This is a genomic window from Bradyrhizobium sp. 14AA (assembly GCF_054185205.1).
In genome coordinates, this window is record NZ_JAVAYM010000174.1 from 1 (window position 1) to 446 (window position 446).

The following is a 446-nucleotide window of genomic DNA, read 5'->3' on the forward strand; positions in this document are numbered from 1 at the left end:
GCATGGCGCCGCCGGCGCAGGGACGGCTGCTCTGGGAGCACTGGGACCGGCCGCGGTCCTACTACTTCCCGGGCAATCACCTCTTCCACTTCGATCGCGGCGCGCACCTGCGCTCGATGGCGCATTTCCTGGCCCACGTCGGGGTGGTGGAGCGCCGTCGCGAGCGCGGCGAGCCGGGGACGAGCGCCGTCGCTGATGGCCTTCCGGCCAGCGATGCCGTGGTCGGCTATCCGCTGCTGGCCAGCGGCGTCTAGTTCGGCGCAGTCGCGGGCGCCCGCCGCGACCCTTGAGGCGCCGTTCGCGACCGCTCATGCCCGGCGAGCGACCGCCCGGTAGGCCCGCTCTTTCGCCGGGCGGCCCGCGTGTCATACTGCCCCCCGTGACCCGCACAGAACGCCATCCCGTCGCCATCGTCCGCACCTCTCCGCAGACCGTCCTCGAGGACT

Annotated in this window: 1 protein-coding gene; it reads left to right on the top strand. The window is 73.1% G+C overall.

Going from position 1 to position 446, the window contains the following annotated elements; genetic code table 11:
- Positions 1-254 (top strand): hypothetical protein (locus RAD15_RS43875; protein ID WP_458184872.1); only part of this gene is annotated, 254 nt, incomplete at its 5' end.
- Positions 255-446 lie beyond the last annotated feature (192 nt).